Below are 6,416 nucleotides of genomic sequence, written 5' to 3'. Positions count from 1 at the left end.
GGGAGGTGCCCCCACCGCAGTGGCTCCCTCCTCCGCCTTGCGATGCACGCACCCGAACGCCGCCAAGCCCGCCCTCCGGGCGAACGACGGGAGTTTGAAGACGGACCCTAGGTCGTGCCCGCGGGAGGGCGGTCTGCACCATGCGGTGCAGACCGCCCTCCCGCCCCCGCGAACGCCGCACGGACAGCATCCGTGCCGAGGTTCACCGCCGGGCACGGGGCCCACGACCCCGGGGGCTAGAATCGCCGCTTCGTTCCAGCAGGGGGAGTTGCCGGTCATGAGCCACCGTCCGTACACGGCCGAGGAGATCTGGCAGGCGGCCGACCTCCCTGCCCGCCGGCTCGCCGGGGTGGCGCTCAACCCCTCCGCACCGACGGGCGTGCTGCTCCGGCTGCTCGCGTGCGACTCGGCTGCCGTACGGATGACCCTCTGCCGGGACCGGGACCTCCCGCGGGAGGTGGTCGACGCGGTGCTCACCCACCCCGACGCCCGCACCCGGCGCTTCCTTGCCGCCAACCCGCACGTCGACCCCGCCCAGCGCGCCCGCCTGGTGGAGGATCCGCACTGGCTCGTCCGCGCCTGGCTCGGCGCGGGGCCCGGCTACGGGCACGGGCGCAGCGAGCTCCCGGAGCACACGGTGGTCAGGATGCTGACGACCTACGACCAGGAGTACCTCGGCACGCTCTACCGGCAGGTCCCCAGGTCGGCGCGCTGGACGTTTCCGTCGCACCCGGAGCCGAAGGTCAGGGCCTACGCCTTCACCTGGTGGTCGGAGCTGACCGCGCCGGAGCAGTCGGCCCTGCTCGCGGATCCGGACAAGGAGGTACGCGAACGCGCTCTGCGGATGGGGAGGGACCTCGACCCCGCGTACGTCGAGCGCGAGCTCCCGGACCGGCCCTGCCACGCCCGGACGCACCTGCTGATGCACGGAGCGCTCTCCCGCCGCGTGGTGGAGCGGGTCCTGGCCGCGCCGGCGGGACGCGAGGACCTGGCGATGATCGCCGGCAACCCGAGCCTCCCGCTCGATGTCCTGGCGCTGCTCACCCGCGATCCGGATCCGCAGGTGCGCGAGACGGCCGCGGGCCGACCGGAGCTGACGGCGCAGCAGCGGCGGGAGCTCGCCGAGGACCCCCACCCGGCGGTCCGGACCCGGATCTCCCTGCATCCGGCGCTCACCGAGGAGGAGCGGGCCGCCATCGACTACCGAGTCGACTCGGATCAGACCTTCGGCCGCTCCGACACCCCCGCCTCGCTGTACGACGCGGCGAAGTCCCGCCGCCGCGCCCTCAGCAGCCACCCCGTGCTTCGCCGCGAGGCGGCCTGCGACCCCGCCCTGCCGCCGGACCTCGTGGCGCGCCTGTCCGGTGACCCGGACCTCGGGGTGCGGGTCCTGCTCGCCCAGAACCACCCCCAGGCCCCGGCGGACCTGCTGCTTCGCAGCTTCCTGGAGTACACCGGCCGCGAACGGTGGCACTTGACGACCCGTCCGAACTTCCCCCGGACCGAACTCGCGGGCCACGCCGAAGCCGCCGACCCGATGGTCCGACGGCTCACCCTCCTCGATCCGCAGGCCCCTCCGGCCACCGTCGACCGGCTGTCCGCCGACTCCGACCCGGACGTACGGGCCGACGCCGCCCGCCACCCGCGCCTGCCGCCACGGCGGCTCACCGAACTCCTCGACGACGGGGAACTCGCACATGAGGCCGCCGCCAACCCGGCCCTGCCGCCGCCGGTGATGCACCGCCTGGTGGCGGCACTCGACGACCGGTCGCGCCCGGCCTCCCGGACGCCGTCCGCCACCGGGCTCGACGGCCCTGACGCGGCACTAGGCCGACCGGACGGGACCTAGCCGCCGCCCATCCCGCCCTGGCCGGCGACGATCGTCAGGTTCAGTCCGGCCACTGCCCGGGCCAGGCCCGGGGCCCGGTCGGTGAGCCGGTCGGTGAGTGCTTCGATCCGTCGGGCGTGGGCTTTGCGGTCGTGGCGGGAGAGCACGAGGCGCAGGTGGCCGTGGGCGGCGAGCGCCGCCAGGGCCGCGTCGGCGAAGGACGCCTGGGCGACGGGCGTGTCGGCGCGGACGAGTTCGGCCACCCGTGCCTGCAGGTCCAGGGCCTCGTGCGGATCGTTGAGCGCCACCGGCCGGTACGGCACGACGGGGCCGTGCGGGTCGCGGTCGGCCATGGTCGTGACGCCGAGCGCCGTGAGCAGATCCTCGACGGCCTCCAGCGTGTCGTCGCGATTGCGCCTGATCCACGACTTCCAGGTGCGGGGCCGGTCGCCGAGCTCGGCGAGCAGCGCATCCAGGACGCGGTCCCCGGTGGGGTCCGCCCGGGTGACCCGGACCCGGCCGCTCCCGTCCTCGGCGGCGGCGCCCCGGTACGCGAGCTCGGCCAGGGCGCCGGCGCGCACCAGGTAGCCGGCGCGGGTGCGGTCCTGCAGCGACTGGGCCCGGGTGTCGAAGGCCAGCAGGTAGGAGGCCAGATGAAGTCCACGGCTCATGCCACCGACGATACGGCGCGCCTCCCCGCCCGCCGTCAACCCACGGGACCAACTCGCCCTCCGCCCGAAGAGGTACCGGACCTGCCCCGGCCCGCGGTTCGGGTCCGTTCCGTCTTTGTCTTCTCAGCTTCTCAGCGCAGCTGCTCGGCCAGTCCGACGATGATGCCCTCCGGGCCACGGAGGTAGCAGAGCAGGTAGCTGTCCTCGAACCTGGCGATCTCGCCGACGAGTTCGGCGCCGTGGGGGCGCAGCCGGGCAAGGGTGTCCTCAAGGTCGTCGACGGCGAACATGACGCGGTGCGTGCCCAGGATGTTGTGCGGCCGGTCGCGCGGTCCGGCGCTGACCGCCGCGGGGCTGCGGTACTTCGCCAGCTCGAGCCGGCTGTGGCCGTCCGGGGTCCGGACCATCGCGATGTCGCAGCGGACGCCGTCGAGTCCGGTGCACTGGTCGGCGACGAGGCCCTCGACCTGCGTCCTGCCCTCCAGCTCCATGCCGAGTTCCACGAAGAACGCGATGGCGGCGTCCAGGTCCTCGACGACGATGCCGACGTTGTCCATCCGCTGAATCGCCATACCGGTTTCTCCCTCTTCCTCTTCTTCCCCGGGCGGCCGGTGGTGGCCGCTGATGTCCCCGGGACGGAGCCGGTGCCACGTTCTCGACATCCTCTCCCGGCCGCCACCGGTGCGCCGGTCCGGCAGCCTGTCCGCCCGCGCCGCCCCTCGCCCGCGGACCTCCGGCCGGGCCGGGAAATCCGGGCGTTCCACTTCCGTCCGAGCCCCACCGGGCCCGACCATGGACCGCGGGAAAACCACCGACAGGACGGTGCCCTCCCGCACAGTTGGAGCGCTCCGGCCGCACAGGACAGGACCACGATGCCCCTGATCGCCCCCGCGCCTCCCAGCAAGGGAGCGCCCGCCGCACTCGCAGTGGCCGCGCTGCTGCTCACCCTGGCCGGCCTCTACCTGTTGCCGTGGTGGCCCTCCGGCTACCCGGACTCGACCTTCCTGGAGTTCCGTCAGGAGTACGAGAACGAGCCCGCCCTGCAATCGCCCTGGTGGAACGTCATCTACGTCAGCTGGTTCCAGTACGGGTACCTCGTGCAGACCGCCTCGGTGCTCGTCCTGCCGTTCACCGTGGTGCGGGACGACCGCTGGCACTGGCTGTCGCTGCTGGCCGTGCTCACCTGCGGATGGCAGCTGGTCGGTGTCCTCGGCAGCACCATCTTCCACACCACCCCCGCCCCCTTCCTGGGCCCGCTCGCCGGGATCCTCGCGCTGGTCGGCTGGCTCCTCGCCCGCCGCAGGGCGCCCCGCGCCGCGTAGGCCGCCCGCCCGCCCGCCCGCCCGCCGGCCCAGTCCTTGCCTCACATATCGATATTCGATAGATTCCCATCGCGGATCGATAGAGGGATGGGTCATGGGAAAGCTGACAGTGCGCGCGCTGCGCGCCGTGCTCGCGGTGGTGCTCACCGGCACCGTGTTCGTGCAGGCATTGATGGTGTGGGTGTTGGCCAGCGGGAGCGATCCCGAGGACGGGTCGCTCCCGCTGACCTCGTTCCGCGTGATCGCGCTCCTGGGCATGGTGTCGGCCCAGGTCGCCGTGGTCTGCGTGTGGCGGCTGGTGTCGATGGTGCGACGCGGGACCGTGTTCTCCCACGCCGCCTTCCGGTACGTGGACGCCGTGATCGGCGCGATCGTCGCGGTTGCCCTCCTGTGGTTCGCGGTCACGGTCCTCAACGCACCGGGCCAGCGGGAGGACCCGGGCGTCACCGTCATCATGGGCGGGATCGGCGTGGCCATCCTGGGGGTCGCGCTCATCGTGCTCGTGCTGCGGATGCTGCTCGCCCAGGCCGTCGCCCGCGACGTCGAAGCGGCGCAGATGCAGGCCGAGTTGGACGAGGTGGTCTGATGCCGATCGCCGTCGACATCGACGTGATGCTGGCCAGGCGGAAGATGTCCGTGGGCGACCTCGCGGACCGGATAGGGATCACGCCCGCCAACCTGGCGGTACTCAAGAACGGCCGCGCCAAGGCGGTGCGCTTCACGACGCTCGCCGCGCTCTGCGAGGTGCTCGAATGCCAGCCCGGCGACCTGCTTCGCTGGGAGGCCGAGGACACCCCGGGCGAATGAACCGTGCCGTGCAGGCTGTTCCCGAAACCAGCCGGCCCCCTCGGTACCGAGCCTCCTACGCCTGACGCGTCGCCTTCGCCGCCGCCGCCGCCGCTCCGAGCGCTCCGAGCGCGTCGATCACGGCGTCGAGGGGCCTGGCCGCCTCGGCCGCCGCCCGGTCCGGATCGCCGGAGCGGATCGCCTCGTACAGGCCCCGATGCAGGTGGACCGGCGGTTCGGGCACGTCTCCGAGGGCGTTCGAGCGCCGCAGGCTCTCGGCCACCGCACTGGCCAGACCCTGGTACAGCTCGATCAGGACGACGTTGTGCGAAGCCTCCACCACCGCGCGGTGGAAGGCGACTCCGGCCGCCACCCGGTCGGCCTCCCCGTCCCCGTCCCCGTCCCCGTCGCCAGCGCCGTCGCCGTGGAGCCGGTGCCAGGCCTCGGCGAGCCGGTCCAGGTCCTCGGGTGTGCGACGCACAGCCGCCGCCCGCGCCGCCTCCACCTCCAGGGCCCGGCGCGCGGCAAGGATCTCGCCCAGGTCCACCGCGCCGAAGCGCCGCCGCAGGATGCCCTCCGTGTCGGTGCGCGCCCGCACGTAGACGCCGTCCCCGTGCCGGATCTCCAGCACGCCGGCGTGGGCCAGCGCCCGAACTGCCTCGCGCATCGTGTTCCTGGCCACGCCGAGTCGTTCCATCAGCGCCGGCTCCGGCGGGATGCGGTCGCCCACCCCCCAGCGCCCGGAGGCGATCTCCTCCAGCACGGCCTCCGCGATCTGCTCGACGCGGGAACTCGATCCGACCTTCAACATCTGCTCTCCGAGACCACTGGACGGTCAATGATTGACCGTCTGACGGGTGACATGATTCCCTTCCCGGCATGGATCTCGCAACCCGGGCAACTCCCCTGGCCACCACCACCGTTCACCGCGCCGGACGCCTCCGGACCGGCGGTGCCGAGCTGAGCTGGCACGCGGACCGGACCACGACGCCGGTGGTGTTCGTCCACGGCTCCTTCGACGACCACACCAGCTGGGACGGCGTCGTCCCGCTGCTCCCGCCGGGCGTCACAGCCGTCCGCTACGACCGGCGCGGCCACTCCGGCAGCAGCGCGCCGGGCCGGACCGTCATCCACGAGCACGTCGGCGATCTGGTCTCGGTGATCACCGAACTCTCCGGCGGCAGCGCCCACGTGGTCGGCCACTCCTACGGCGCCCTCGTCTCACTCATGGCCGCTGTTCGCCACCCGGAACTGGTCCGCAGCGTGCTGGTCCACGAGCCGCCCGCCTTCCCCCTGCTCACCGGCGACCCGGTCGGCGAGCCGATGCGCGACGCGGCCCGGGCACACGTCATCACGGTGGCCGAGCACATCGAGGCGGGCCGCACCGAGGACGCCGTCGCACTCTTCGCGGAGAAGGTCGCCTTCGGCGAGCGCTGGCGGGAGCTGTTCGACGGACCGCAGCGCGCCATGCTCGCGGCCAACGCCCGTACGTTCCTGGACCAGTTCCGCGACCCCGACCACTACGCGCTGGACCTCGCCGCGCTCGCCGCCGGCCCCGTCCCGATCACCCTCACGGTGGGCACCGACGGCCCGCCCGCGGTCCGCCGGATCACCGAGATCCTCGCCGAACGCCTGCCCGCCGCCACCGTCCACACCATCACCGGCGCCGGCCACGCGCCCCACCTCAGCCACCCCGCCGAGTTCGCGGCCGCCCTCGCCCGCCACCTGGACCGCACCCACCTGGACCGCACCCGCCCTGCCTGACACGGCAGAAGGGCCCGCTCCTTCGGCTGCGGGCCCTTCACTGCG

The 6,416-nt window shown here is 73.3% G+C and carries 8 protein-coding genes; 5 read left to right on the top strand and 3 right to left on the bottom strand.

The window, feature by feature from the left end:
- Positions 1–277 precede the first annotated feature (277 nt).
- Positions 278–1,849: a hypothetical protein gene (locus ACFVVX_RS36585; protein ID WP_387952325.1), complete on the top strand. Its 1,572-nt coding sequence runs from the start codon at positions 278–280 to the stop codon at positions 1,847–1,849.
- Here the strand turns inward: ACFVVX_RS36585 and ACFVVX_RS36580 are convergent.
- Complete coding sequence (locus ACFVVX_RS36580) at positions 1,846–2,499, bottom strand: GPP34 family phosphoprotein (protein WP_387952323.1); 654 nt, start codon at positions 2,497–2,499, stop codon at positions 1,846–1,848. The two genes, ACFVVX_RS36585 and ACFVVX_RS36580, sit on opposite strands and share 4 nt — an antisense overlap.
- A gap of 131 nt (positions 2,500–2,630) precedes the next feature.
- Positions 2,631–3,071 carry a VOC family protein gene (locus tag ACFVVX_RS36575; protein WP_387952321.1) on the bottom strand — a complete coding sequence of 147 codons (441 nt, stop codon included), beginning with the start codon at positions 3,069–3,071 and terminating at the stop codon, positions 2,631–2,633.
- Positions 3,072–3,371: 300 nt separating this feature from the next.
- Here ACFVVX_RS36575 and ACFVVX_RS36570 point away from each other — a divergent pair, with 300 nt between their 5' ends.
- The 3 genes from ACFVVX_RS36570 to ACFVVX_RS36560 all read left to right on the top strand — a co-directional run bounded on the left by ACFVVX_RS36570 (position 3,372) and on the right by ACFVVX_RS36560 (position 4,628).
- Positions 3,372–3,821, top strand: a complete 450-nt coding sequence (locus ACFVVX_RS36570) for a hypothetical protein (protein WP_387952319.1) — start codon at positions 3,372–3,374, stop codon at positions 3,819–3,821.
- Positions 3,822–3,915: 94 nt separating this feature from the next.
- On the top strand, positions 3,916–4,407 hold the full coding sequence (locus ACFVVX_RS36565; protein ID WP_387952317.1) for a DUF2975 domain-containing protein: 492 nt from the start codon (positions 3,916–3,918) through the stop codon (positions 4,405–4,407).
- Positions 4,407–4,628: a helix-turn-helix domain-containing protein gene (locus tag ACFVVX_RS36560; RefSeq protein WP_387952315.1), complete on the top strand. Its 222-nt coding sequence runs from the start codon at positions 4,407–4,409 to the stop codon at positions 4,626–4,628. Before ACFVVX_RS36565 ends, ACFVVX_RS36560 begins: the two co-directional genes overlap by 1 nt.
- A 55-nt stretch (positions 4,629–4,683) precedes the next feature.
- On the opposite strand, the gene ACFVVX_RS36555 is transcribed toward ACFVVX_RS36560, so the two are convergent.
- A complete protein-coding gene (locus tag ACFVVX_RS36555; RefSeq protein WP_387952313.1) occupies positions 4,684–5,418 on the bottom strand; it encodes a FadR/GntR family transcriptional regulator in 735 nt (244 codons plus the stop codon).
- A gap of 68 nt (positions 5,419–5,486) precedes the next feature.
- Between ACFVVX_RS36555 and ACFVVX_RS36550 the strand changes: the two genes are divergently transcribed.
- Positions 5,487–6,371: an alpha/beta fold hydrolase gene (locus tag ACFVVX_RS36550; RefSeq protein ID WP_387952311.1), complete on the top strand. Its 885-nt coding sequence runs from the start codon at positions 5,487–5,489 to the stop codon at positions 6,369–6,371.
- Positions 6,372–6,416: the final 45 nt, after the last annotated feature.

The sequence above is a fragment of the Kitasatospora sp. NPDC058170 genome (assembly GCF_042883905.1).
Taxonomy (GTDB): Bacteria; Actinomycetota; Actinomycetes; order Streptomycetales; family Streptomycetaceae; genus Kitasatospora.
Note: the sequence above shows the minus strand (reverse complement) of the source record. Positions and strands in the feature narration are given on the sequence as shown.

Coding starts and splice junctions, on each gene's coding strand:
- ACFVVX_RS36550 (WP_387952311.1), top strand. CDS start 5,487: ATGGATCTCGCAACCCGGGCAACTCCCCTGGCCACCACCACCGTTCAC.
- ACFVVX_RS36555 (WP_387952313.1), bottom strand. CDS start 5,418: ATGTTGAAGGTCGGATCGAGTTCCCGCGTCGAGCAGATCGCGGAGGCC.
- ACFVVX_RS36565 (WP_387952317.1), top strand. CDS start 3,916: ATGGGAAAGCTGACAGTGCGCGCGCTGCGCGCCGTGCTCGCGGTGGTG.
- ACFVVX_RS36580 (WP_387952323.1), bottom strand. CDS start 2,499: ATGAGCCGTGGACTTCATCTGGCCTCCTACCTGCTGGCCTTCGACACC.
- ACFVVX_RS36575 (WP_387952321.1), bottom strand. CDS start 3,071: ATGGCGATTCAGCGGATGGACAACGTCGGCATCGTCGTCGAGGACCTG.
- ACFVVX_RS36560 (WP_387952315.1), top strand. CDS start 4,407: ATGCCGATCGCCGTCGACATCGACGTGATGCTGGCCAGGCGGAAGATG.
- ACFVVX_RS36585 (WP_387952325.1), top strand. CDS start 278: ATGAGCCACCGTCCGTACACGGCCGAGGAGATCTGGCAGGCGGCCGAC.
- ACFVVX_RS36570 (WP_387952319.1), top strand. CDS start 3,372: ATGCCCCTGATCGCCCCCGCGCCTCCCAGCAAGGGAGCGCCCGCCGCA.